Annotated in this window: 25 protein-coding genes, 1 other RNA gene and 1 other annotated feature; of the genes, 6 read left to right on the top strand and 20 right to left on the bottom strand. The window is 43.6% G+C overall.

What is annotated here, in order from left to right; all coding sequences use genetic code 11:
• Positions 1–59: 59 nt before the first annotated feature.
• Together LOR49_RS10335 and LOR49_RS10330 are read right to left on the bottom strand one after the other, a co-directional pair.
• A complete protein-coding gene (locus tag LOR49_RS10335) occupies positions 60–206 on the bottom strand; it encodes a hypothetical protein (RefSeq protein WP_240376511.1) in 147 nt (48 codons plus the stop codon).
• A gap of 169 nt (positions 207–375) precedes the next feature.
• On the bottom strand, positions 376–573 hold the full coding sequence (locus LOR49_RS10330) for a hypothetical protein (RefSeq protein ID WP_240376510.1): 198 nt from the start codon (positions 571–573) through the stop codon (positions 376–378).
• Positions 574–715: 142 nt separating this feature from the next.
• Between LOR49_RS10330 and LOR49_RS10325 the strand changes: the two genes are divergently transcribed.
• Entirely contained in the window at positions 716–1,345 is a 630-nt protein-coding gene (locus tag LOR49_RS10325; protein WP_240376508.1) for an NUDIX hydrolase, read from the top strand.
• 110 nt (positions 1,346–1,455) lie between these two features.
• Here LOR49_RS10325 and mtnN read toward each other — a convergent pair whose 3' ends face one another.
• The 9 genes from mtnN to alaS form a co-directional block, all read right to left on the bottom strand.
• Positions 1,456–2,154, bottom strand: coding sequence for a 5'-methylthioadenosine/S-adenosylhomocysteine nucleosidase (gene mtnN / locus LOR49_RS10320; protein ID WP_240376506.1), 699 nt, complete (start codon positions 2,152–2,154; stop codon positions 1,456–1,458).
• Positions 2,155–2,188: 34 nt separating this feature from the next.
• Positions 2,189–2,836 (bottom strand): YrrS family protein, encoded by a 648-nt coding sequence (locus LOR49_RS10315; RefSeq protein WP_240376504.1) that lies wholly within the window; start codon positions 2,834–2,836, stop codon positions 2,189–2,191.
• Between the two features lie 203 nt (positions 2,837–3,039).
• Positions 3,040–3,516 carry a transcription elongation factor GreA gene (gene greA / locus LOR49_RS10310; RefSeq protein WP_240376502.1) on the bottom strand — a complete coding sequence of 159 codons (477 nt, stop codon included), beginning with the start codon at positions 3,514–3,516 and terminating at the stop codon, positions 3,040–3,042.
• A gap of 70 nt (positions 3,517–3,586) precedes the next feature.
• Positions 3,587–4,231, bottom strand: a complete 645-nt coding sequence (locus LOR49_RS10305; protein WP_240376501.1) for an O-methyltransferase — start codon at positions 4,229–4,231, stop codon at positions 3,587–3,589.
• Positions 4,232–4,246: 15 nt separating this feature from the next.
• Entirely contained in the window at positions 4,247–5,374 is a 1,128-nt protein-coding gene (gene mltG, locus LOR49_RS10300; RefSeq protein WP_240376499.1) for an endolytic transglycosylase MltG, read from the bottom strand.
• A gap of 148 nt (positions 5,375–5,522) precedes the next feature.
• Positions 5,523–5,822, bottom strand: coding sequence for a DUF1292 domain-containing protein (locus LOR49_RS10295; RefSeq protein WP_240376497.1), 300 nt, complete (start codon positions 5,820–5,822; stop codon positions 5,523–5,525).
• A 13-nt stretch (positions 5,823–5,835) separates the two neighbouring features.
• Positions 5,836–6,264: a Holliday junction resolvase RuvX gene (ruvX, locus tag LOR49_RS10290; protein ID WP_240376495.1), complete on the bottom strand. Its 429-nt coding sequence runs from the start codon at positions 6,262–6,264 to the stop codon at positions 5,836–5,838.
• Entirely contained in the window at positions 6,261–6,533 is a 273-nt protein-coding gene (locus tag LOR49_RS10285) for an IreB family regulatory phosphoprotein (protein ID WP_240376493.1), read from the bottom strand. The genes ruvX and LOR49_RS10285 overlap by 4 nt, the downstream gene beginning before the upstream one ends.
• A 91-nt stretch (positions 6,534–6,624) precedes the next feature.
• Positions 6,625–9,273, bottom strand: a complete 2,649-nt coding sequence (gene alaS, locus LOR49_RS10280) for an alanine--tRNA ligase (RefSeq protein WP_240376491.1) — start codon at positions 9,271–9,273, stop codon at positions 6,625–6,627.
• A 50-nt stretch (positions 9,274–9,323) separates the two neighbouring features.
• Positions 9,324–9,534 (bottom strand) — a binding site (T-box leader).
• 153 nt (positions 9,535–9,687) lie between these two features.
• Between alaS and pruA the strand changes: the two genes are divergently transcribed.
• Together pruA and LOR49_RS10270 are read left to right on the top strand one after the other, a co-directional pair.
• A complete protein-coding gene (pruA, locus tag LOR49_RS10275) occupies positions 9,688–11,238 on the top strand; it encodes an L-glutamate gamma-semialdehyde dehydrogenase (RefSeq protein ID WP_240376489.1) in 1,551 nt (516 codons plus the stop codon).
• Positions 11,239–11,294: 56 nt separating this feature from the next.
• Positions 11,295–12,206, top strand: coding sequence for a proline dehydrogenase family protein (locus LOR49_RS10270; RefSeq protein ID WP_240376487.1), 912 nt, complete (start codon positions 11,295–11,297; stop codon positions 12,204–12,206).
• On the opposite strand, the gene LOR49_RS10265 is transcribed toward LOR49_RS10270, so the two are convergent.
• The 8 genes from LOR49_RS10265 to LOR49_RS10230 all read right to left on the bottom strand — a co-directional run bounded on the left by LOR49_RS10265 (position 12,184) and on the right by LOR49_RS10230 (position 19,987).
• Positions 12,184–13,260, bottom strand: a complete 1,077-nt coding sequence (locus tag LOR49_RS10265; protein WP_240376485.1) for an AI-2E family transporter — start codon at positions 13,258–13,260, stop codon at positions 12,184–12,186. The genes LOR49_RS10270 and LOR49_RS10265 overlap by 23 nt on opposite strands.
• 94 nt (positions 13,261–13,354) lie before the next feature.
• Entirely contained in the window at positions 13,355–13,546 is a 192-nt protein-coding gene (locus tag LOR49_RS10260; protein ID WP_240376483.1) for a hypothetical protein, read from the bottom strand.
• A gap of 70 nt (positions 13,547–13,616) precedes the next feature.
• A complete protein-coding gene (gene recD2, locus LOR49_RS10255; RefSeq protein ID WP_240376482.1) occupies positions 13,617–15,902 on the bottom strand; it encodes an SF1B family DNA helicase RecD2 in 2,286 nt (761 codons plus the stop codon).
• Positions 15,903–15,918: 16 nt separating this feature from the next.
• A complete protein-coding gene (locus tag LOR49_RS10250) occupies positions 15,919–16,578 on the bottom strand; it encodes a tetratricopeptide repeat protein (protein ID WP_240376480.1) in 660 nt (219 codons plus the stop codon).
• Positions 16,579–16,629: 51 nt separating this feature from the next.
• Complete coding sequence (mnmA, locus tag LOR49_RS10245; protein WP_240376479.1) at positions 16,630–17,742, bottom strand: tRNA 2-thiouridine(34) synthase MnmA; 1,113 nt, start codon at positions 17,740–17,742, stop codon at positions 16,630–16,632.
• On the bottom strand, positions 17,726–18,901 hold the full coding sequence (locus LOR49_RS10240) for a cysteine desulfurase family protein (RefSeq protein ID WP_240376478.1): 1,176 nt from the start codon (positions 18,899–18,901) through the stop codon (positions 17,726–17,728). Before LOR49_RS10240 ends, mnmA begins: the two co-directional genes overlap by 17 nt.
• Before the next feature lie 32 nt (positions 18,902–18,933).
• On the bottom strand, positions 18,934–19,353 hold the full coding sequence (gene cymR, locus LOR49_RS10235) for a cysteine metabolism transcriptional regulator CymR (protein WP_240376658.1): 420 nt from the start codon (positions 19,351–19,353) through the stop codon (positions 18,934–18,936).
• Positions 19,286–19,987, bottom strand: a complete 702-nt coding sequence (locus tag LOR49_RS10230) for a YczE/YyaS/YitT family protein (RefSeq protein ID WP_240376477.1) — start codon at positions 19,985–19,987, stop codon at positions 19,286–19,288. Before LOR49_RS10230 ends, cymR begins: the two co-directional genes overlap by 68 nt.
• A gap of 140 nt (positions 19,988–20,127) precedes the next feature.
• Here LOR49_RS10230 and LOR49_RS10225 point away from each other — a divergent pair, with 140 nt between their 5' ends.
• Positions 20,128–21,399, top strand: a complete 1,272-nt coding sequence (locus LOR49_RS10225; RefSeq protein ID WP_240376476.1) for a replication-associated recombination protein A — start codon at positions 20,128–20,130, stop codon at positions 21,397–21,399.
• A 76-nt stretch (positions 21,400–21,475) separates the two neighbouring features.
• Positions 21,476–22,048, top strand: a complete 573-nt coding sequence (locus LOR49_RS10220; RefSeq protein ID WP_240376475.1) for an RsfA family transcriptional regulator — start codon at positions 21,476–21,478, stop codon at positions 22,046–22,048.
• A 67-nt stretch (positions 22,049–22,115) separates the two neighbouring features.
• Here the strand turns inward: LOR49_RS10220 and ssrS are convergent.
• A non-coding RNA gene (gene ssrS, locus LOR49_RS10215) (6S RNA) lies at positions 22,116–22,297 on the bottom strand.
• A gap of 177 nt (positions 22,298–22,474) precedes the next feature.
• On the opposite strand from ssrS, the gene LOR49_RS10210 reads away from it, so the two are divergent.
• Positions 22,475–22,768 (top strand): hypothetical protein, encoded by a 294-nt coding sequence (locus LOR49_RS10210; protein ID WP_240376474.1) that lies wholly within the window; start codon positions 22,475–22,477, stop codon positions 22,766–22,768.
• Positions 22,769–22,787 lie beyond the last annotated feature (19 nt).

The following is a 22,787-nucleotide window of genomic DNA, read 5'->3' as shown; positions in this document are numbered from 1 at the left end:
CCTAAGTATATGCAAGAAAGAGGATAACTTGTTTGTCCATCCCCAACATTTAAAAAAGGTTACTCTTTTTTAAACTTGGAACGGTTCTCTCTCCATTGTTTGCGAAGCATCTCATCCACTAACTTTTTCTCATTCGGCTTCAGCTTCCGTCCCAGTTTATATTCGAACTTCTTTCTTAAGGTCAGAAAAAGGTTTTTCTGTTTCACGACAACAACCTTCCCTCACTACAATATTCCTTAGTTTACCACAATCGTTGTTATCTAGTAATAGTTTTTTGTAGCGTTTACACGTTTAAATATTCTAATAATTGTACTTATTGCTTTTATTTTATTATATTAATATATAAAGAGCTAAGAAGAAGAACTCCTTAGCTCTTTATTTCCTGTCCGGCTCTTTTTTTTGGGTAGAGGATGTGTTTTTTGTTTGGTCCTTCTTCCTTATTTCGATTTCTTCTTCGCGCAGATCCTCTAAAGGTATTTCATCCTCATAGACACTCGGGGGTACCTGTTTCGAATTCCTTTTTTCAGACAGTACCTTACCGCTCTTAAATGCTTTATTATTAGAGTTCGGCATTTCTCTGCCTCCTTCTTTTTCCTTACTGTTATCTCTATACCACGAATTTCGGCCTTGAAAACTAATTCTTATTAGATGTGAATCGGGAAAAACTTTGCTATCATGAAGAAAAGCGTAACATTTGCAAAGGTGGAATATGGGCGTGACAGTTAATGCGAATATGATACGTGAGCGGTTTGAGAATAAAAGCCAAGGGATTATCGATGAACGAACGATGCGAAAGTATGCAGTCCTTCTTCCTTTAATGGAAAAGGGAACAGAAATGGACATACTATTTGAGGTTAGGGCTAAACATATGAAACGGCAGCCGGGCGAGATTTGTTTCCCCGGCGGGAAGGTAGACCGGAATGATCGCTCACCTGCGGAAGCTGCAATAAGAGAGTTATGTGAAGAGGTTGGGGTAACAGAAAAAGACGTGACGTTAATCGGGAATTTGGATCGTGTTGTTTCCCCTTTTAACCATATCATTTATCCGTATGTTGGACTGTTGAATACAGACTCTCCTTTTATGCCGAACGAAAATGAGGTGGATGAATTATTTACAGTTCCGCTCTCTTTTTTTCAGCAGACCAAACCAGAAAAACACGATATCCGATTAATTGTTCAACCCGAGGACTCTTTTCCTTATGAATCCATCCCAGGGGGTAAGAATTATCCTTGGAATAAAGGGATCATCCCCGAATATTTTTATTTTTATTCTGACAAAGTAATATGGGGGATGACCGCACGTATTATAAAGCATTTTATCGAGGAGCTGAACAGGAAGAGATAGAAAACGGGACTGTATCAAAGCTTAATCTTAACGACAAATCTTATAGAATTGAAAAAAGGGCTGTCAAAAGGTCATTTTTTATGACCTTTTGATACAGCCCCGTTTTCGGATTATGAGTTTTTTAATTGTGACACCATCTGGAGAATCAGGTTCGCAGCATTTACGGATGCTTTCTCTAAAAACTGTTCATAAGATAATTTTGCCTCTTTACCAGCAATGTCGCTGAGTGCTCTAATAACGACAAACGGAACGTTAAAGCGGTGACAAACGTGCGCGATGGCTCCTGCTTCCATTTCTGCACATTTGGCTAATTCAAAGATCTCTTTCAACGAATTCACCTTTGTTTCATCACTCATAAAGGAATCACCGGATACAATCAATCCTTCAGTGGCAGGTATTTCCCCAGTTGCAGCACTACTCTTCGCGACTTCTATAAGGTTCTTATCCGCTGTAAAGGCAGCCGGCATTTGTGGTACCTGGCCGAACTCATAACCAAACACAGTAGCGTCTACGTCATTATAGCGAACCTCTGTTGAAATTACTAAATCTCCAACATTTAGTTCCGTGTCAAATCCACCTGCGGAACCCGTGTTTATGACTACATCCGGCTTGTATCTCTCCAAAACCAACGTCGTACTTATTGCGGCATTCACCTTTCCAATTCCTGATTTACAAAGAATGGTTTCCTGTCCACCTATATCTCCAATATGAAAAAAACTGCCTCCGATTTCTTCATCCTTGCGGTTGTCAAGCTTGCTTTTGAGCATTTCTACTTCCTCATCCATCGCTCCGATAATTGCTATTTTCATATCCTGGTTCCTTTCCTAATAAATAATAAAATTTTTAGCCGACGTAAGGGTTGGATTCCAAAACCTTCACATCTGTAGGTGTCCATCCCTCATTTTCAATGAACTTCATCGTCACTTGGAACGGTTTGTTCTGATGGTTATAATCACTGACTGTTCCAACGGCTGTTTGATTCCCTCCGTTTTCGAGCCACCAAATAATCATCTCTCCTTCACTGATGCCAGTTGCATATTGTAAAGCGGACTCCATTTCCTGCCAGTTTTGGCTTCCTTTTGTAAAGTCAGCATTGTAAGAGCCGGTTTGTTCTGTTCCAATTGGTTCCCACTCTCCATTATGATCTGGTAGTTGTGGTTCGTTTTCCTTCTGGCTGCCGTCATTATCGGATGACTCTGACTCCGTATTTTTGTTCTCTTGTGGTGTTCTACCCTCATCCGTGTCTGGCTCGCTATCCGGGGTATTCTGTTTTGGTGCCGTTTGTTCTTCTTCCATCTGGTTATTTGTTTCTTCTACAGATTCGGTGGTCTCTTCACTTACGTCGTTCTTCCCTTCTAAAAATAATTGCGCAGCAAAAAATAGAATAAGACCGCCTACCACTAAAATAGAGATATTCAGTATTCGATTCATGTTTTTTCTTTTCCGCATTTCGTAGCGTGTTTCCTCACGAGAATCCTTATCTTCGTTCATCTCATTCACCTGCCGTTCTTTTTCAAGATTCCTTTTTACTACAAATGTAATTATTCCTTCACAGTTGAATTTATAAAAATAAACGAATAATATATAATTTATTTGTTTTATTGTTCGTGTATTTAATCGAAATAAGCACTTGTGAAATTGATTCAGTTATGAAGAAAACAAGCAGCCTGGTGCAGCGCTGCTTGTTTATTAAATCAATTCACCTCGATGATCTCTACCTCAATATCTCCCCCTGGCGTGCTTACTGTAACCTGTTCTCCAATTTTTCTTCCAAGGAGAGACTTTGCCATAGGGGAATCGTTTGAAATTTTCCCTTCTAATGGATCAGATTCTGCGCTACCAACAATTGTGTAGACTTCTTCTTCGCCATCTGGCATCTCTTTAAATTTGACTGATTTGCCAAGTGCTACTTCGGTGTTATTGGAGCTGTCTTCTTCAATAATAATAGCATTCTTTAACATTTTTTCTAATTGATTAATCCTGCCCTCTACAAAAGCTTGTTCCTCTTTTGCAGAATCATACTCAGAGTTCTCTGAGAGATCCCCAAAACTTCTTGCCACTTTAATGCGCTCGACTACCTCTTGACGTCGTTCGGTTTTTAAGTAGTTTACTTCTTGTTCTAATTTTTGTTTTCCTTCTTCTGTCATATAATGTTGTTTCTCTTCAGCCATTTTGTGCCACTCCTCTTTGAAGATAATCTTCTCTGATTATTTATTTTAAGATATGAATGCTTCCTCTGAATCATTCTATTTTTTGACTGATAGCCAATCCATCTCCTACAGTAAGAAACCTAGTCTTAAAAGCAGAATGAGTCGTCAGCCATTCGTTATACTCCCGTATTTTCTCCACCATTGGCCGCACGCGTCCTGATGCTTCCTCGGGGACAGCAGTCAACCCTTTAAAAAAAACATTGTCTGTAATGACTAACCCTTTTTCGTTCAAAAAGGGTACGTACCGTGTGAAAAATTCCTTGTTTTTTCCTTTAGCTGCGTCAATAAATATTACATCAAAGCCGCTGTCTGCATCAAGTACGAACGTATCGGCCAATGCATCAGCACAGTAAAAGTTCGTCTGTGTTTCAAGGCCGCTTTTTTCCCGGTATACCATAGCCCGTTCATAGCGCCCTTGGTCTTTTTCTACAGATGTTACATGAATGTCAGGCAGTTCGTGTGCAATCCGTAAAGCAGAATAACCAATGGCTGTGCCAATTTCCAAAATCCGGACACTTTGATGCAGTTCCAAGATCTGCAACATTACTTCAAACGAGTCCTGTTCCATAATCGGTATTTTATGACGTGCCGCCTCTTCTTCCATTTCTTGAATGTAAGAAGGCTTGTTGCCTTTGAGCGTATTGACGTATTCTATCATCTGTTGATCATTATACATATCTTCTGGCTCCTATTACTCATCCTTTGCCTCTTCCCATTCACTACGATACTTTTCCTGCGTTTTTTTGTGGTTGGCATATTCTTCGTTATAAATGACTTCCCCATTTGGACGTGCATAAAAATAGATATAGTTATTTTCATCCGGATTCAAGACCGCACGAATGGAGTCAAGGCCGGGACTGGCTATCGGTCCTGGTGGCAGACCCTTGTATCGGTACGTATTATATGGAGATTCCGTCTCAAGATCATCGAATGAGGTCATATAACGGTGCTCGCCAATCGCATAAGCTACGGTGGGGTCAACTTCTAAACGCATACCTTTCTCCAGGCGGTTAAAAAGGACACCTGCGATAATCGGCCGATCCTTCGCCTGTCTGGCTTCTCTTTCTACAATGGAAGCTAGCGTGAGCACCTCATGGACCGTATAATCTTTGTCTTGAAGCTGATCTGAAAATTCTACCATGTGACTTTGCATTCGTTCAATCATTTTCTCAATGATACTCGCTAATTTTGGTTTTTCCTCATAGTAATCATACCTGGCGGGAAACAGATAACCTTCCAATGGATGCCTCACCTCGTCTTCTAAGACGACTGGTTCCAGAATACTGTACTTGTCGATCAGCTCCTTGATATATTTTTTATCATGAAGTTTCTTGTTGACGGCTTTTTCCTCAAACGCCGTAACACCCGCTATTGTTTTTGTGATGTCTTGCATCCACGTTCCTTCCGGTATGGTGAATGTTATTTCTGCTTCTTTCATTACTTTTCCTTTTTTAAGAGCAGAAATTATTTCATCCACGTTCATGGAAGGAGATAAACGATATTCACCAGCTTGCAGGCCTTCTACGTTTTTAACAGACACATAATAACGAAAGATGGTCCCGTTTTTGATTAATCCTTTTTCTTCTAAAATACTGCCGATTGCTGTCCCGTCGGACCCTATTGGTATTTCCACCTGTATCGTTTTATCACTCTTAGCATCTACAGGTTTAAGCGTAGAGTGTATGTATAAAAATCCACCTAAACCAATACCTGCTGCTGCTAATATACAAATGCCTAAAATAATTAGCACAATCCGCCTTACTACACCGGCTTGTCTTGCTTTTTCATTTAGCAAATTATTAGATTGATCTTCCGTCATAAAACCCCCCTCCCAGTCCGCAACGACTTCATTATACAACATTTGCTCATTTTCTCCATCAAATAGTTAGGGCCAAGATACGTAAAAGAAGCCATTAAAGAGAAAAACTCTTTAATGGCAGTATCCCTTGATTGACAACTGATAGTGATTATAATTCGCCGTCGTCCGCGCTGAATGTCTCAACCATCTCTTCTACCATATCCCACTCTTCATCCGTTTCAATAGGGAATAGAGAAATATCAGACTCCTCTTCGCCGGCATCTTCGAACCGAAAGGCGAAAACTTCGACTTCTTCTTCCTCTTCGTCGCTTTCCTGTTCACCAGCTTCTGTTAAGACCATGTAGGACTTGCCAGTTTCATCCACATCGAAGGTAAATAAAACATCAAATAGGTGCTCATTCCCTTCATCATCTGGGATGACAATTCTTTCATTTTCTTCCTGAGCCATCTTTATACCCCCATTACGTTAATTTCGAGTTGTTTTGCTCCAGATACCCTTGTAAAATCATAACTGCTGCCACCTTGTCAACGACCTTTTTGCGTTTTTTCCTGCTTACATCTGCTGCAATTAATGTACGTTCTGCGGCTCGTGTGGTAAGACGTTCGTCATACATATGAACGTCCGCTCCCAATTTTGAAGAGATCTGCTCGGCAAAATCTTGACACTGTTTTCCACGCGGACCAATCGTTCCGTCCATATTTTTAGGGAGTCCGATTACAATCTCATCTGCACCATGTTCTTCCATCAGCTCGGCTATTCGTCCGAACGACTCTACGGGATCCTCCCCTTTGATATGGATCGTTTCGATTCCTTGAGCGGTCCATCCTAACTCGTCCGATACAGCTACTCCTATTCTTTTCATGCCGACATCTAAGCCTAGTATTTTCATTCTTGCTCCTTCCCATGCCTCTTGAGGTAAGATCGTACTAATTCTTCAATCAGTTCATCTCTTTCAAGTCTCCTGATGAGTGTACGCGCCTCTTGGTACCTGGGAATGTATGCAGGATCTCCAGACAACAGGTAACCTACAATTTGGTTGATTGGATTATAGCCTTTTTCTTCAAGCGCCTGATATACCGTCAACATCACTTCACGGGCATCGGCATCTATCGTGTCTTCTTGAACGTTAAATTTCATCGTGTTGTCATTTGAATCCATATCATACACCTCCTCTGCTTATCAGCAACATGAAAAGAATTCGCGAAGTGCTGCGCATAGCTGTCCACATCTTGCCCTTATTGTACATCAATTATTCTGTTTGGGAAATGGATTTTACAATATCCTTCACAGCCTTCAATGCTTCAGGAAGCTTGGCTGGATCTTTTCCGCCTGCCTGCGCCATATCTGGACGGCCCCCGCCGCCTCCGCCACATATGGATGCCGTCTCTTTCACGATGTTTCCGGCCTTAAATCCTTTTTCTGTTAAATCTTTTGTCACACCGGCAACGAGACTCACTTTGCCATTATGCGAGCTTCCGAGCACAACAATCCCGGATCCTAATTTTTGTTTTAATTCATCAACTGTCTTTCGAAGCCCATCCATATCAAGGGATGATACTTCTTGGGATATGACTTGTATCCCGGATACATTTTCTTTGGCTGCTTCCAAGCTTCCTGCTTCCATGCTCCCAATTTTAGCAGCCAAGGACTCATTTTCACGTTCTACGCTTCGCAGCTGCTGTTGGAGAGCTTCGACACGCTGAGGCACGTCCTTTACCGTTTTTGCCTTTAAAGCTGTCGCGGTCTTAAATAATACGTTTATTTGTTCGTTCATATACTCGTACGCCTTTTTACCCGTTACTGCCTCCAGACGGCGAATGCCAGCACCAATGCCGGCTTCGGTGACAATCTTAAAGATACCGATCTCAGCTGTATTTCGAACGTGACAGCCTCCGCATAGTTCAATGCTGTAGTCACCCGCCTGGACGACCCTGACGCTGTCTCCGTACTTCTCCCCAAATAAAGCCATTGCTCCCATCGCTTTTGCGTCTTCCAGCTTTTTCTCTTCAATAATAATTGGAGCTGCCTGCCAGATTTTTTCATTAACTATCTTTTCGATTCGGTCGCGTTCTTCCTCGGTGACGGCACCGAAGTGGGAGAAATCGAAACGCAGACGATCAGGTGTTACGAGAGAGCCGGACTGATTGACGTGTTCACCGAGCACATCCTTTAAAGCCTGGTGCAGCAAATGGGTCGCTGTATGGTTTTTAATGATAGCAGTACGCTTTCCTTCATCAACCGCTGCCTTTACCTTAGAGCCGGTTCGAAAGGAGCCTTTTCTCATCTCAATCGTGTGTAAATGCTGGCCGTTCGGTGCTTTTTGTACATCCAAAACGACTGCTTCTCCCTGGTTATTTGCAATCGTGCCAATATCTGCTGCCTGGCCTCCGCTCTCTGCATAGAAAGGAGTCCGGTCGAGAATAATCTGTGCCGTCCTATCAGCTGAAATCGTATCCGTTAATTGACCATCATGAACAATCACTTTTAAGACGGCATCGGCCTCGATCTGGTCATAACCGACAAAGGTGCTGTTCTCTTGGATATCGGCAAGAAGCGGATTTTGCGTTTGCATGGAGCCCTCGTCTTTCCTTGCAGCCCTCGCTCGTTCACGCTGAGCTTCCATCTCCTCCTTAAACCCTTCACGATCTACTGAAAGACCTTCCTCCGTAACATATTCTTCGGTTAAGTCGACAGGGAAACCGTACGTATCATAGAGCGTAAAAACATCCTTACCTGAAATAACAGAAGACTGACTGGCTTTTGCTTTTTTGATAATGGAAGATAAAATAGCCAGCCCCTCACTCAGTGTTTCGTGAAAACGTTCCTCTTCATTTTGAATGACTTGTTGAATAAACGCCTGTTTCTCCTTAACCTCCGGATAGAAGTCCTCCATCACTTCCCCGACAGCCGGTACAAGCTGTGTCATAAACGGCCGTTCGATACCAAGCAGTTTGGCGTAACGAACAGCTCTTCTTAACAGTCGTCTAAGAACATAGCCTCTTCCTTCATTAGACGGCAGCGCGCCGTCGCCGATCGCGAAGCTGACCGTACGAATATGATCTGCAATCACTTTAAAAGCTACGTCTTGTTTTTCTGAAGTACCGTAACGTACACCTGCGATATCAGCCGTTTTCTCAATGATCGGTAAGAACAAATCTGTGTCGTAGTTCGTCTTTGCGTCTTGGATCACGGAGACAATCCGTTCAAGCCCCATGCCTGTATCGATATTTTTCTTTGGCAGCGGGGTATAGGTCCCATCTGCGTTATGGTTATATTGGGAAAAGACTAAGTTCCAAATCTCCAAATATCTTTCATTTTCGCCGCCCGGGTACAATTCCGGGTCCTCCGCATCATCACCGTAAAGTGGCCCTCTGTCATAAAATATCTCTGTATTAGGACCGCTTGGACCTTCCCCAATATCCCAGAAGTTTTCTTCAAGACGGATTATGCGTTCTTCAGGAAGTCCAATCGTATGTTTCCATAGCGTGTAGGCTTCTTCATCATTCGGATGTATCGTAACGGATAAACGTTCCTCTTCAAAACCTATCCATTTTTTACTTGTTAAAAATTCCCAGGACCATTCAATTGCTTCTTTTTTAAAATAATCACCAATGGAGAAGTTGCCAAGCATTTCAAAAAAAGTATGGTGCCTAGCTGTTTTCCCCACATTTTCGATATCATTCGTGCGGATTGACTTTTGAGCATTGACGATACGTGGATTATCTGGAACGACTCGCCCGTCAAAATATTTTTTTAATGTCGCTACCCCGCTGTTAATCCACAAGAGGGTCGGATCTTCGTGTGGAATGAGCGATGCACTCGGCTCCACAGCGTGCTCTCTTTCTTTAAAAAAGTCTAGAAACATCTGTCTCACTTCACTGGAAGTAAGCTTTTCCATCTTGTCATCCTCCTTATTCTTACTAAACACAAAAAAACCCGCCCCCTGCATGCAGGGACGAGGTTAGCTCGCGGTACCACCCTGTTTACAGATGCATTCTCTTACACCTGTCAACTTCAATCCTTTAACGCAGGTTCACGGCAGTAGTTACCTGCACTCAGGGCCAGCTTTCTGCTAATCTTCTCAGCCATTTTCTTTCAGCACATGAAAATGGTCTCTGTACAGAGGGCTTCAGCATACTCTTCCCATCAACGTGTTATCTATTTTCATCTCTTTTATTTATATAAAAAATGTCACAGCATGTCAAATTTCATAACGAAGTCACCGTGTTGTGAAGTCCAGTGCTTGTCGTTATAATTATAGCTTTTTGTCAGTATACATAATGGTACGTACTGTTTTAAAGAGGTGAGGATATTGGTTTGGGAGTATAAGCATGAACCGTTTACTGATTTTTCGAAAACGAGCAATAAGCAGGCTTTCGAACGAGCCCTTCATTTTGTCAGAAAGCAATTCGGTAAAACGTATCCGCTCATTATTGGCGGAGACCGTATTACCACTTCAGAAGTTATCCGCTCCATAAACCCGGCAAACAAAAAACAAATTATTGGCTATGTTTCGAAGGCGTCTAAAGAACACGCTGATTTGGCCATGAACCAAGCGTGGAGTGCTTTTTCCAGCTGGAAAAATTGGTCAGCAGAAGCTCGGGCCAGCGTGTTGTTTCGAACAGCTGCTATTGTCCGCAGAAGAAAACATGAATTCTCTGCTTACCTCGTCTATGAAGCCGGCAAACCATGGAAAGAAGCGGACGCTGATACGGCTGAAGCCATTGATTTTCTTGAATACTACGGCAGACAGCTGCTGCACCTTCAAGACGGCTTACATGTAAACAGCCGCGAATATGTCGAACGGAACACGTTTCGTTATATCCCGCTCGGTGCCGGCCTTACGGTGTCACCATGGAATTTTGCTTTTGCCATAATGGCTGGAACAACTGTCGCTCCAATGGTATGTGGGAATACCGTTATGCTGAAACCTGCGTCCACTACTCCTGTTATTGAGTATAAGTTCATGGAAGCTCTCGAGGAAGGCGGCATGCCAGCCGGTGTCGTCAACTATATTCCTGGAGACGGTTCTGTGATCGGTGATTACCTCGTTGAACATCCAACGACGCGCTATATTAATTTCACTGGCTCAAAGGACGTTGGCATTACTATTTATGAAAAAGCCGCCAAAGTGCAGCAGAGCCAGATTTGGTTAAAGCGCTGTACGATCGAAATGGGGGGCAAGGACACGATTATCGTTGACAATGATGCGGACCTAAAATTAGCAGTGGAGGCGATCATTCAATCTGCATTCGGATTCTCCGGGCAAAAGTGTTCTGCCTGTTCACGCGTTGTTGTTCATAACGATGTCTATGAAAAAGTACTTGCAGCCATCACAACTCGCGCCCGAAGTTTAACGGTCGGAGATCCGGCTGATGCTGCCCATTTTATGGGACCGTTACATGACAAGGCAGCATACGAAAAGGTAATGAAATACATGGAGATTGGTAAATCGGAAGGTCGTTTGCTGGCAGGGGGAACCGGTGATTCTTCGGTCGGTTATTTCGTCCAACCTACTGTGTTTGCTGATGTCCCCCCAGAAGCACGGATTATGCAGGAAGAAATATTCGGTCCGGTTGTTGCTGTTACAAAAGCTTCTTCCTTCCAAGAAGCATTGAACATTGCAAACAATACAGAATTCGGGTTAACCGGTGCTGTCATTTCTAATAACAGAGCCAATCTCGAGCTGGCGCGTGAGCATTTCCATGTCGGCAACCTTTATTTTAATAGAGGATGCACGGCAGCCATCGTTGGTTATCAGCCATTCGGCGGTTTTAACATGTCGGGAACGGATTCAAAAGCCGGAGGGCCGGGCTATCTTTATCACTTTATGCAAGCTAAAACAGTTACTGATCAGTTTTAGTAGCAGCTCCAAGTTGTCGATGTAACGACAGCTTGGAGAACAGGAGGGGATCCTCAATGCATAAGTTCTCTCGCCGACTGTTTTTGTCATTATCCGAAAATCGCTTTTTAGCGGCAGCTGCAAGGAAGTGGGGATTGAGCCTGGGAGCGTCTAAGGTCGTTTCCGGGGAATCATTAGAAAGCGCTATCGCTGCAGTTCGTTCATTAAATGAAACCGGTATCGCTGGTACGATCACTCATCTCGGAGAATTTAACACAAACAAATCAGAAGCTGATCAAGCAGCCGCTGTCTGCATACAGGCCGTAGAGAAAATTGCCGAGTCAGCGGTGGATTGCCACTTATCCATTAAGTTAACGCAAATCGGTCTAGGGATTGACCTTGCCACTTGTCTTCACCATCTGAAAGATATTACAAAAGCCGCCCACAAGCATGGCATTTTTCTGCAAATAGATATGGAATCTTTCTTTTATTATGAGTCAATCCTGTACTGTCTTCAGCAGCTGCGGAGGGAGTTTGACAATGTCGGTACGGTCGTCCAAGCTTCTCTGCACCGTGCCGAAGATGATGTAAGGGGAATGCAGGATCTTCATCTCCGTCTCGTTAAGGGGGCATACAAAGAGGCTCCTGATTACGCGTTTCAAACGAGAGAAGAGATTGACGAAAACTTTTTCAAGCTCATCCAACTCCATGTAGCAAGTAACGGCTATACAGCAATTGCCACCCATGACCATAACATAATAGAAAAGGTCAAACTCTTCACCTCTTCCCACCACATCAGCATAGCTAATTTTGAATTTCAACTGCTGTACGGTTTCCGCGAAGAATTGCAAAAGCAGCTCGTGGAAGAAGGATATCGAGTGCGTGCTTATATACCCTTTGGTTCAGACTGGTATGGATACTTCATGAGACGATTGGCCGAAAGACCACAAAACATCACCTTCGCCCTTAAAGGTTTTTTTTCAAAGTGAGCTGTCTTTTTTTGAAAGCTTGGAAGACATTACTTGCTACTACAAACAGAGGTACCGCTAATAGCAATCCAATAAAACCAGCTGTTTCAAATCCAAGAATAAGAGCAAACACAATGACAAGAGGATGAAGATTCACATTTCTGCCTACAACATAAGGTGATAAAAAGTTACCTTCGATTTGCTGTATAACAAGCAAGATAATAAGTACAAATAGAAGTTTGTTTGTAGACATGGAAGCTGCGACCATTAACGCAGGCGCCGCTCCTAACACTGGTCCGAAATACGGAATAATGTCGGTAACCCCAATAAAAATGCCGAGAAATACAGCATTGGGTATGTCAAACAGCCATAATCCAAGCATGGAAAGAAGGCCAACAGCTCCAGCAACCATAAACTGGCCTCTAATATAATCACCCAGCGCTTCATCTACCGCACTGCCTAGCAACTCTCCTTCATCCTGCCATTTTTTAGGAATAATCCGCTTTACTAATCTTTCTATTGCTTTTACATCTTTTAATAAATAAAACACAATGAAAGGCAGGAGGAGGAGCAGGACAAGCATGTCAAGGAGATTGCGCCACTTACTGATTAATTGGTTCAAAGTGAGTGTCAATTTCTCTTCTGCTTGCTCCATCGCCGCTTCGATACTGTCATGAATTGCCGGCGGCATATAATCCAATTGATAGTGAAGATTCGAAAACAAGACGTAAGCTTCGTGAACGTAATGTGGCATTTGGCTGATAAAACGTTGGGTCTCTACTAATAAGTAAGGGCTGTAATACCAGATAAGAAAGCCACTCCCACCGAAAAATACCACATAAACGAAAAGTATCGCTAGCGAACGAGGGATTTTTCTGTTTTGTAAAAAAGTAATGAGAGGGTGTAATAAATAGGCAATAAAAGCAGCAATGAGAAAAGGCAGCACTGCTTTGCCGACAGCCCGTAAGAGAAATAGCCACACTGGTTTCAACAAGCTTAACAAGAAGATAATGAAGAGGAAGACAACCAACAGTATTGAACGCTGCAGCCAAACCCATTCCTTTTGACGTTCCATCTTATCCCTCCTATGCAATAGGATGAGATAAATCATTTCTTTTTATGAAAAAACTGTACCGGACGTTAGGTACAGTTTAACTCTAGGGGGCATTTCAGCTGCCGCGTTCTGCGTACCAGCCATCTCCAAATAAATCATCTAAGCAGCAAAGCGTGCCATCTTCCTCCACTTGATAAAGCGTGTAATTACCATTCTCAATCGTCCACTCGACGAAGCATTCCCAGCAGTAATAATGTTCTGTTCCAATTTTTCCTGTGTTTTTTGATTGGCAATATGGACAAATCATCTGGATAATCGTTCCTTTTCTTTAATAATGTTATTATCCAGTTTTGCCCTCTCTTGGTACTTCTATACACTTAGTTGCTTTCTCGCTGAAGGAATTTTTCTTTTAAGGTGGTGTACCGGTCGGATTTGTTTTCATTGTCTACAGCAAATTTCATGGCGGCCTGTTCTCCGCATAAAATCAAATAATCTTGGGCTCTTGTGACAGCGGTATACAGCAAATTCCGCTGCAACATCCTTCTGTATGCCATCAGCATCGGGACAATGACAATCGGAAATTCACTTCCTTGCGCTTTGTGGATGGAAGAACAATATGCCAGCGTAATCTGGCCAAGTTCCTGGCGCGTATAAGTCACTTCTTTCCCTTCAAATGACAGCACAATCTGCATTTGTTTATCGGCTGTTTCATTAGCATTAAACACTGCTTCAATTATTCCGCGGTCCCCATTAAACACTTCCCGCTCTGGGTCATTCATAAGTTGGAGGACTACATCACCTTTTGAATACGTTGTTTCCCCAAAAGAGACTTTTCTCTTTTTCTGTTCATGTGGATTAAACAGTTGCTGCAATCTCTCATTTAATGCGTTCACACCAGCCGGCCCTTTGTACATCGGGGCAAGCACTTGAATATCCATCGGGGTGTAGCCTTTTTTCAAGGCGCTTTTGCACACTTGCTCGACAACCTCGGCTGTTTGTTGTGTATTACACGAAAAAAACCGCCTGTCCGCATAGGGTTGCAGAATCGATGCTGGCAATGCTCCGTCTTTTATCGAATGGGCCAGCTGGATAATCGATGAGCCTTCTGCTTGTCGGTAGACTACAGACAAGGATACGACCGGGATTTTCTTTGTTTCTAAAAGGTCGGTCAACACTTGGCCGGGTCCGACAGACGGCAGCTGATCTTCGTCACCGACCAATATAACTTTCATCCCTTCCGGTACAGCACGAAATAATTGGTTCGCCAGCCACATATCGACCATGGATACTTCATCAATGATGAGTAACTTTCCATCAAGCGGTTCTTTTTCTCCTTTTTCGAAGGCACCCTCGTCCTCTTCACCTGTATAACCTAACAATTTGTGAATTGTCGATGCTTCAAGTCCCGTCGATTCTTTCATTCGTTTTGCCGCACGTCCTGTTGGAGCTGCCAGTAAAATCGGAAAGCTTTCCCCTTTTTTATAAGTGGAACGGTCCAGCGACAAACCGTGCACTCTTGCAAAAATGTCTACGATGGCTCGTATTACGGTCGTTTTTCCGGTTCCTGGCCCTCCAGTTAAAATCAGTAAGGATGAGGTGAGTGCTTGTTGAATAGCCTCTTTTTGCTGATCTGCATATTCAATTCCAAGCTCTTCTTCTGTTTCCCCAAGTGCCTCTAAAAACTCTGCTTCTGAGAAGGAGGCTTCGTCATCACCTTCTTTTAACATTTTATTGACTTTGGACACGAAACCTTGCTCCGCATAGTAAAGAGAGCTCATATACACCCTGTCCTCTTCCGTAATGAGCTTATCTTCCTCTGCAAGTTCCAGAAGCGCTTCTTCAAGTAAATGTTCCGGTACCCCTTCATAATTCTCGTTGAGTAGAGCAGCCCCCTCTTTTACTAACAATTCGTGAGGAAGGTAGACATGTCCATCCTGCATTGTCTTCTCAAACAAAATATAAAGGACACCAGCTTTAATACGGTCCGGGTCTTCATAACTAATCCCAAGACTTCTGCCAAGTCGGTCAGCTTTATAAAAACCTACCCCTTTTACATCCCAAACAAGTTGGTACGGGTTATTTTGAACAATCGAATATGTTTCTTCGTGATACGTGTTGTATATTTTAACAGCTAATTCCATTCCAAACCCGTACCGCGTTAGCGTCGTGATCGCTCGTTCCATTCCCTGGTTTTCAAGCATATTTTGATAAATCACTTTACGTTTCTTTTCATTGAAGCCGGCAATATCTTTAAGTTTGTCAGGATCATCAAGGATTGCGGAAATGACGTTGTTCCCAAAATGTTCAACTAGCTTGGCGGCCGTTTTTTTACCAATTCCAGTAAACCGATCACTTGCAAGATAGGCAATTAACGTTTCTTTCTCTGTAGGGATTTCTTTTTTGTACGATGTCGCTTGAAACTGCCTGCCAAAACGCGGGTGTTCTTTAAACGTTCCTTCAAATCTGTAGCGTTCATCGAGATCAATGACCGGAAAGTTCCCAACCACTGTGATTTTTTTGTCATCTATTTGCGGCTGAGACTTTTTAACTTTCGTTTTTAGCACCGTGTAGCCATTATCTTCATTTCTAAAAATGACATGTACAATAATTCCGCTTATAAACGGTTCTGAGCTCGTATGATCTGTGTTCTGTCTATCGCTCATAACGATAACCTCCGGATTACTTCTCCAGCATTTCTTGGGCACGTTCTTTCCCATTGTGCGCCAGCAAGTGATCGGGCTGGATGTGGAGCGCTTCTTCAAAATATGAAAGTGCTTTTGCAGCATCTTCTTTGTACATATAAGCCACGCCTAAGTTATAATAGGCATCCGCGTGTTGTTCATCTTCCGCAGTTACCTGCAGGAAATGTGGGATCGCTTCCTCTACACGTTCCAGCTGTGCTAGTGCAAGTCCAAAGTAAAAGCGGGCTTCTGTATCGTTCTCATTCATCTCCAGCGCTCTTTGTAAGGAAGCAAGCGCGTGCGGAATCCGTCCTGATTGGTAATACGTTATCCCCATCATATAATGCAGGCTCTCATCGTCCATTCCAGCTTTGAGCGCCTGTTGGTACATGGTGAGCGCTTCTGCAAATTTCTCTGCATTGTAAAGGACGTTGCCCGCCCCGTAATAGGCAGCAGCAGCTTGGTTATCGAGCTGCAATGCTTTCTGGTAAAAGTTCAATGCCTTTTCACTTTCGTTTATGTCAGCCAGTAAATTGCCGAAGTTAATATAAGGCACAGGATCTTCTGGATTTTCTTCAATCGCTTCATTTAGAAGTTTAAAGGCTTCTTCCATATCACCTGATTTAATGGAAGCGGCCGCTTGTTCATTTTTATCCATCTTCTTGCTCGCCCCTTCTTCAACGATCTCTATGTAAAAAGGGAAAACGCATTAGATCTCTACGCTCTCCCTCGTTTTTAATGCTTTTTCGATTGTACCGCCACCGAGACAGGTCTCTCCATCATAAAAAACGACTGACTGACCAGGAGTGATGGCGCGCTGCCGTTCCGTAAACATAACGTTACGCTGACCATCTTCATCTTTATAGACGGTCACTTCCTGATCAGGCTGACGGTAGCGGAATTTTGCAGTACATACAAAAGGCTCTTCCGCCGGTACTCTTTCAATCCAATGGACCCCTGATGCTATCAATCCCTCGGAGTATAGTTCGGGATGATGGTAGCCCTGTCCCACAATAAGTTCGTTATCCGTTAGATTTTTGTCCAACACAAACCAAGGCTCCCCTGAACCGCCGATACCAAGCCCTTGACGCTGTCCGATTGTATAATACATAAGACCATCATGTTTTCCCATAACTTTCCCTTCCGGCGTTACCATCGCCCCAGGCTGGGCTGGCAAATAGGACTGTAGAAATTCTTTGAAATTCCTTTCCCCGATAAAGCAGATACCTGTACTATCCTTTTTTGCAGCTGTGGCCAGGTTTTTCTCATGAGCAATCTCTCTTACTTCCTTTTTTGTCAAATGCCCCAGAGGGAACATGACATGCTGCAGTTGCTCTTGACTCAACTGATGGAGAAAATACGTTTGGTCCTTATTCGTGTCTGTTCCTCGGACTAATGAGACTGAGCCATTTTCGCTGCGCCTGACTTGTGCGTAATGTCCGGTCGCCAGGTAATCGGCACCAAGCGAAAGTGCATGTTCTAAAAACGCTTTGAATTTTATTTCTTTGTTGCACATGACATCTGGATTTGGCGTGCGGCCGGACTTGTACTCATCGAGAAAGTAGGTAAATACATGATCCCAATATTTCTTTTCAAAGTTTACCGCATAGTAAGGGATATCAAGCTGATTGCACACTTTAATGACGTCATCATAATCTTCCGTTGCCGTACACACACCATTTTCGTCCGTGTCATCCCAGTTCTTCATAAAAATTCCTATCACATCATATCCTTGATCCTTTAGAAGAGCGGCCGTCACGGACGAATCCACACCGCCGGACATTCCTACCACTACACGAATGTCCTCATTTCTTTGTCCCATTGTTTTCCCTCCCTTCTTTCCGCATTACCGTTTTATCTGTTATTTTTTTTATTTCAGCGGCGATATATTCGGTATCTCCTAATGTATTTCCTTTTCCAAAACTAAAGCGGACCGAGGAAAGGGAACGATTGTGATCCGAATACATTGCCTCAAGAACGTGAGATGGTTCCACAGAACCTGCTGTACAAGCAGAACCGCTTGCTGCTGCAATACCCGCCAAATCGAGCTGAACAAGAAACGATTCAACCTGGGTACCTGGGAAACAAAGGTTTACAATATGCGGAAGACTATCTGCTTCTGACCCGTTTCGGATGAAATGCACGCCTTCCCTCCGCAAGGAAGCAAGAAAATGATCCTTTAACTGTTGGTAGGCAGCAAATTTTTCTTCCTGTTCCACTGCCGCCAATTCTGCTGCTTTTGCAAATCCGGCAGCCGCTGCAACACTCTCCGTCCCTGGTCGTCGTTTCCGTTCCTGTTCTCCCCCGCGCAGCAGCGAAGCAAGATTTGTCCCCCTGCGAACGTATAGAAAACCGATTCCATTCGGGCCGTTGATTTTATGGGATGAAACAGACAGCATCGTGACGGGGATTTCTTTTACATCAATAGGAATCAGCCCGTATGTTTGTACCGCGTCCACGTGAAAGGCAATCCCATGATTCTCTGCGATACGGGCCAATTCACGAAGAGGCTGGATGGAGCCAACTTCATTATTCCCGTGCATAATCGTTACGAGTATCGTATCATCCGTGATAGCTGCTTCAAGCGCTTCGGGAGAGAGAAAACCTTCATCATTTACTGGTAAATAGGTAACGTTAAATCCTTTCTCTTCCAACAACTGACACGTATGAAGCACCGCATGATGCTCAATTGTTGTTGTGATAATGTGGCTGCCCTTATCACGATGTGCCTCTGCATATCCGATAATAGCCAGATTGTCGGACTCGGTTCCCCCGCTCGTTAAGACGATCTCGTCCCCGGCAGCCCCAATCGTCGCGGCAAGCTTTTCACGTGATTCATCGAGCTGCTTTCTTGCCTGCCGTCCAAATTGATGAATACTTGATGGGTTCCCAAAATAGTCCATCGATACCTCCAGCACCACCTGCGCAGCATCCGGATGGATCGGCGTTGTAGCCGCATGATCTGCATAGACTTCCCGCATAACGTCACCTCCTTTGTATAAAGTATCTCTAGTTAAATATAAAACATATAATTTTCCTGATCTGCATCTCCTTCATAGGAGGCCAAGTATTCAAGCGTCGTATTATCCAATACGTCTTTGACGGCATCGCGTATCTTGATCCATAAATCACGCTTGGCCGGTTCTTCATCCTCTAATACTTCTACCGGGCTAATCGGCCCTTCTAACACTCGAATAATATCTCCGGCTGTTATATCGGCAGGCTCGGAGGCCAGCATATATCCTCCGTATGCTCCTCGTACGCTTTTAACGAGCGTCGCATTCCGGAGCGGGGCGATAAGTTGCTCTAAGTAATGTTCCGATAAGTTATAGTCTTTGGCGATTGATTTTAACGAAATCGGCCCTTCACCGTGCTTTTTCGCCAATGCCATCATTATCGTCAGTCCGTATCGCCCTTTGGTTGATATTTTCATCATTTCCACCTCTTTCGATCATTCGCTGAAAAAGCCTGCGGCACTGCGGTACCGTAATACCAACCACTTGGCCAATTCCAACGCAAAACAATAAGGTGCCGATAAAGACCGGCCCTCCCAAAAGCCACCCCACTGTCAATACACCAATCTCCATTAACCCCCGCACACGCGACAATTTCCACCCTGTCTTTTCCTGTAATACGAGCATTAAACTGTCACGAGGACCTGCCCCGCAGTTTGGTGCAATATAAATACCGATCCCGTAACCGATCACCACAATTCCGCTAAGCAGCATAATCAGTTTCCATATAAAAACCTCAGGAGTGGATAAAAAAAGTAAAAAAACATCTATAAAAACCCCAACAAGTACCATGTTTATGATGCTTCCAACCTGAGGAATCTCTCTTTTTAAAAGAGCCGTACTGCCGATTATTAAGATTCCTATCCCAATACTCCAAGTCCCGACAGTTAGACCAAATTGGTGCTGCAGGCCGACGTGAAGCACATCCCAGGGAGCACTACCCAATTCCGCTCGAATCATTAGGGCGATTCCAAACGCCATAATAATAAGACCGAGCGTAAAAATAAACCATCTTAAGAAAAGATAATTCCTTTTCCTGAGTGTCTTTGTCATTATCTCCCTGCTCTCTTGCTATAAAAAGTACATCCTTTTCTAATCCTCCGCCATTATAGCATGAAAAACATTATTTTTGCATGGCCTGTGTTTTAAGATAAACTGTTAGTAATAGCCTAATTAGTAAGGAGTGCTGTCTGATGAGCAAACACCAGCCACTGGCCTACCGCATGCGCCCTTCTACCATTGACGAGGTGGTTGGACAGGAGCATCTATTGCAGGAAGGTAAGTTACTTAGAAGAATGGTAGAAACAAGAAAGCTTTCATCCATGATTTTGTACGGGCCGCCTGGGATTGGAAAAACGTCCATTGCTGCTGCTGTTGCCGGGAGCACCGATACCGCTTTTAAACTAATGAATGCCGTAGTTAACAATAAAAAAGATATGGAAATAGCCGTAGAAGAGGCAAAAATATCTAATCAGCTGATCGTTATTATGGACGAAATTCATCGGCTTGATAAGGCGAAACAAGACTTTTTACTTCCGTACCTGGAAAAAGGACTGATTATCCTAATTGGTGCTACGACTGCGAATCCCTATCACGCGATTAATCCGGCCATCCGCAGCCGCTGCCAAATTTTCGAACTCCACCGCCTCTCTAATGAGGACATTGTAAAAGCACTATTTCATGCGCTCGCAGATAAGGACAAAGGGTTGGGTACATATCCTGTTAATCTAGAAAAAAATGCCGCCCAGCACCTCGCTCTTGCAAGCGGCGGAGATCTGCGGAGCGCGTTAAATGCGTTAGAACTGGCCGTTCTTTCTACACCAAAAGATGACAAGGGAATGATCGTCATTGATGAAAACGTTGCGGAAGAATGCATTCAGAAAAAAAGTTTTCATCATGACAAAGACGGGGACGCGCATTATGACGTATTGTCCGCCTTCCAAAAATCGATCAGGGGGAGTGATGTAAATGCTGCCCTCCATTACTTAGCACGCCTGATTGAAGCAGGTGATTTAGTTAGTATCGGCAGGCGGCTTATCGTAACTGCCTACGAAGATATTGGTCTTGCCAGCCCCCAGGCCGGTCCAAGAGCACTTGCGGCAGTTGAAGCAGCCGAACGACTTGGATTCCCGGAAGCCCGGATCCCGCTGGCAGCCGCCGTTTGCGAGTTGTGCTTGTCACCAAAATCTAACAGTGCTTATACTGCGTTAGATCACGCACGCAACGCTATGCTCGAAAAAGGAACACCAGAAGTACCGGCTCACCTGAAGGATACTCATTACCAAGGAGCAAAAAAATTAGGGAGAGGCCTCGAATACCAATATCCCCACCATGACCCCAGAGGCTGGGTACCACAGCAATACTTGCCGGACTCTCTTAAAAACGATCGTTATTACATACCGAAAGAAACGAGTAAATTCGAAAGATCATTATCGGAAATCTACAAAAAAATTTTAGACAGTTGAGGGACAGGTATAAAAGAACAAGCAGCAGTCAAAAATGGAGTAGAACAGTGACTTCATTTAAAGGAGAGATGAAACCATGACTGTTAGACAGGATGCATGGTCTGATAATGATGATCGATTACTTGCCAATACTGTAATAAAACATATTCGCGAAGGCAGTACCCAGTTAAAAGCGTTTGACGAAACAGGCGACTTGTTAGACCGCACTTCTGCTGCGTGCGGATTTCGCTGGAACGCCCTCGTCCGGCAAAAATACACAGAAGAAATCAAAAACGCAAAACGGGAACGCAAACAGAGAATGCGTTTATCAGCAAAGCAAGCAGCTTCCCAAATCAGTTCCACACCGCAACCCACAGATATGACCATTGATTACCTCATTCAATATTTGGAAAGCCTTGCTTCGGATTTACAACAAGGATCGCCGGAAGAAATCACCCAGGAAATAGGTGAGTTACATGAAGAAAACACGTTACTGGAAAAGGAGATTCATAGAGTAAAAGAGGAGCACGCTGTGATGAAGCGTGACTATGAAACGATTGTAAAACTGATGAACCGGGCCCGTGAACTTGCCATGACAGAAGAACAAGCCTATATTCCGCAAACGTTTCGTATGGATGTAAACGGCAACTTAGAGAAATATTCTTCGTGAAGTATCAAAAAAACCCCTTAAAATTAAATTTAAGGGGTTTTGTTAATCGATGTTATGTAAAAATAAGAAGAGTCCCAATGTGCCGTCAAACTAACTAGTTTTGAAGCCTGCTCTTGGCAGGTGGGTGCCCTGTTCACTCTTTCAGACGTCCACTTTTCAGAGGCTTGCCCTTCAGAATGAAACTTCAAGCTCCCTAGGTAAAAATGTTGGCTCAAAACGATGAGCGTCCCACGTACACCTCAGGACTCTTCAAATTTTGTTGTTTTTATAATATCATGAGGTAGAGCGGCGGTCAAGAGTTATCCGCGATTTGAATAATCCCTCTCCCCGATAAAAGGGGCTAATATGGCATGTTTTACATTTTTTCAAGAGGGTACAGTTTTTCAAACCAGGCCTATGCATGGGAGAGGAGTGACACAACAGGAAATGGCACAAACACTACTTGCGAAACAGAAAATTATCCAGATGAGCGTTACCATTGAGTGGCTTCAAAAAAAGCACGTCGAGCAGGAAGACTGGCTTTATCTCTATAATTCCATGATTGAAACCCCTCAAGGAAGTTATGCCATTCATGATATTTTTGATATTTCCTTTAAGTGGCAGCCGGATCAAATAGGTTATTTGTATTTGCACACAGCAAGCGGCGTCCGAACGTTCCACATTAAAACAGACCCTCTTCCTTTTGTAGACTGCTTCAAAAAAATGCAGACCCCTTACTGAATGGATTTTTGGTAAGAGG

This window comes from Bacillus piscicola (assembly GCF_022458745.1).
Classification (GTDB): Bacteria; Bacillota; Bacilli; order Bacillales; family Marinococcaceae; genus Alteribacillus_A; species Alteribacillus_A piscicola.
The sequence above is the reverse complement of the archived record's forward strand: the minus strand, read 5'-3'. Positions and strand labels throughout refer to the sequence as shown.

Bases quoted from the DNA above. Each gene is read 5' to 3' on its own strand.
- mltG (WP_240376499.1), bottom strand. From the start codon at position 5,374: ATGACGGAAGATCAATCTAATAATTTGCTAAATGAAAAAGCAAGACAA.
- LOR49_RS10230 (WP_240376477.1), bottom strand. From the start codon at position 19,987: ATGACAAAGACACTCAGGAAAAGGAATTATCTTTTCTTAAGATGGTTT.
- LOR49_RS10295 (WP_240376497.1), bottom strand. From the start codon at position 5,822: ATGGCTCAGGAAGAAAATGAAAGAATTGTCATCCCAGATGATGAAGGG.
- LOR49_RS10285 (WP_240376493.1), bottom strand. From the start codon at position 6,533: ATGGATTCAAATGACAACACGATGAAATTTAACGTTCAAGAAGACACG.
- LOR49_RS10240 (WP_240376478.1), bottom strand. From the start codon at position 18,901: ATGCGGGAAGTCTATGCAGATCATGCGGCTACAACGCCGATCCATCCG.
- LOR49_RS10220 (WP_240376475.1), top strand. From the start codon at position 21,476: ATGACTGTTAGACAGGATGCATGGTCTGATAATGATGATCGATTACTT.
- cymR (WP_240376658.1), bottom strand. From the start codon at position 19,353: ATGAAAATATCAACCAAAGGGCGATACGGACTGACGATAATGATGGCA.
- LOR49_RS10315 (WP_240376504.1), bottom strand. From the start codon at position 2,836: ATGAACGAAGATAAGGATTCTCGTGAGGAAACACGCTACGAAATGCGG.
- LOR49_RS10330 (WP_240376510.1), bottom strand. From the start codon at position 573: ATGCCGAACTCTAATAATAAAGCATTTAAGAGCGGTAAGGTACTGTCT.
- LOR49_RS10250 (WP_240376480.1), bottom strand. From the start codon at position 16,578: ATGGATAAAAATGAACAAGCGGCCGCTTCCATTAAATCAGGTGATATG.
- mtnN (WP_240376506.1), bottom strand. From the start codon at position 2,154: ATGAAAATAGCAATTATCGGAGCGATGGATGAGGAAGTAGAAATGCTC.
- LOR49_RS10225 (WP_240376476.1), top strand. From the start codon at position 20,128: ATGAGCAAACACCAGCCACTGGCCTACCGCATGCGCCCTTCTACCATT.
- LOR49_RS10265 (WP_240376485.1), bottom strand. From the start codon at position 13,260: ATGGAACGTCAAAAGGAATGGGTTTGGCTGCAGCGTTCAATACTGTTG.
- greA (WP_240376502.1), bottom strand. From the start codon at position 3,516: ATGGCTGAAGAGAAACAACATTATATGACAGAAGAAGGAAAACAAAAA.
- ruvX (WP_240376495.1), bottom strand. From the start codon at position 6,264: ATGAAAATACTAGGCTTAGATGTCGGCATGAAAAGAATAGGAGTAGCT.
- mnmA (WP_240376479.1), bottom strand. From the start codon at position 17,742: ATGGGACAAAGAAATGAGGACATTCGTGTAGTGGTAGGAATGTCCGGC.
- LOR49_RS10260 (WP_240376483.1), bottom strand. From the start codon at position 13,546: ATGATTTGTCCATATTGCCAATCAAAAAACACAGGAAAAATTGGAACA.
- alaS (WP_240376491.1), bottom strand. From the start codon at position 9,273: ATGGAAAAGCTTACTTCCAGTGAAGTGAGACAGATGTTTCTAGACTTT.
- recD2 (WP_240376482.1), bottom strand. From the start codon at position 15,902: ATGAGCGATAGACAGAACACAGATCATACGAGCTCAGAACCGTTTATA.
- LOR49_RS10210 (WP_240376474.1), top strand. From the start codon at position 22,475: ATGGCACAAACACTACTTGCGAAACAGAAAATTATCCAGATGAGCGTT.
- LOR49_RS10270 (WP_240376487.1), top strand. From the start codon at position 11,295: ATGCATAAGTTCTCTCGCCGACTGTTTTTGTCATTATCCGAAAATCGC.
- LOR49_RS10305 (WP_240376501.1), bottom strand. From the start codon at position 4,231: ATGTATAATGATCAACAGATGATAGAATACGTCAATACGCTCAAAGGC.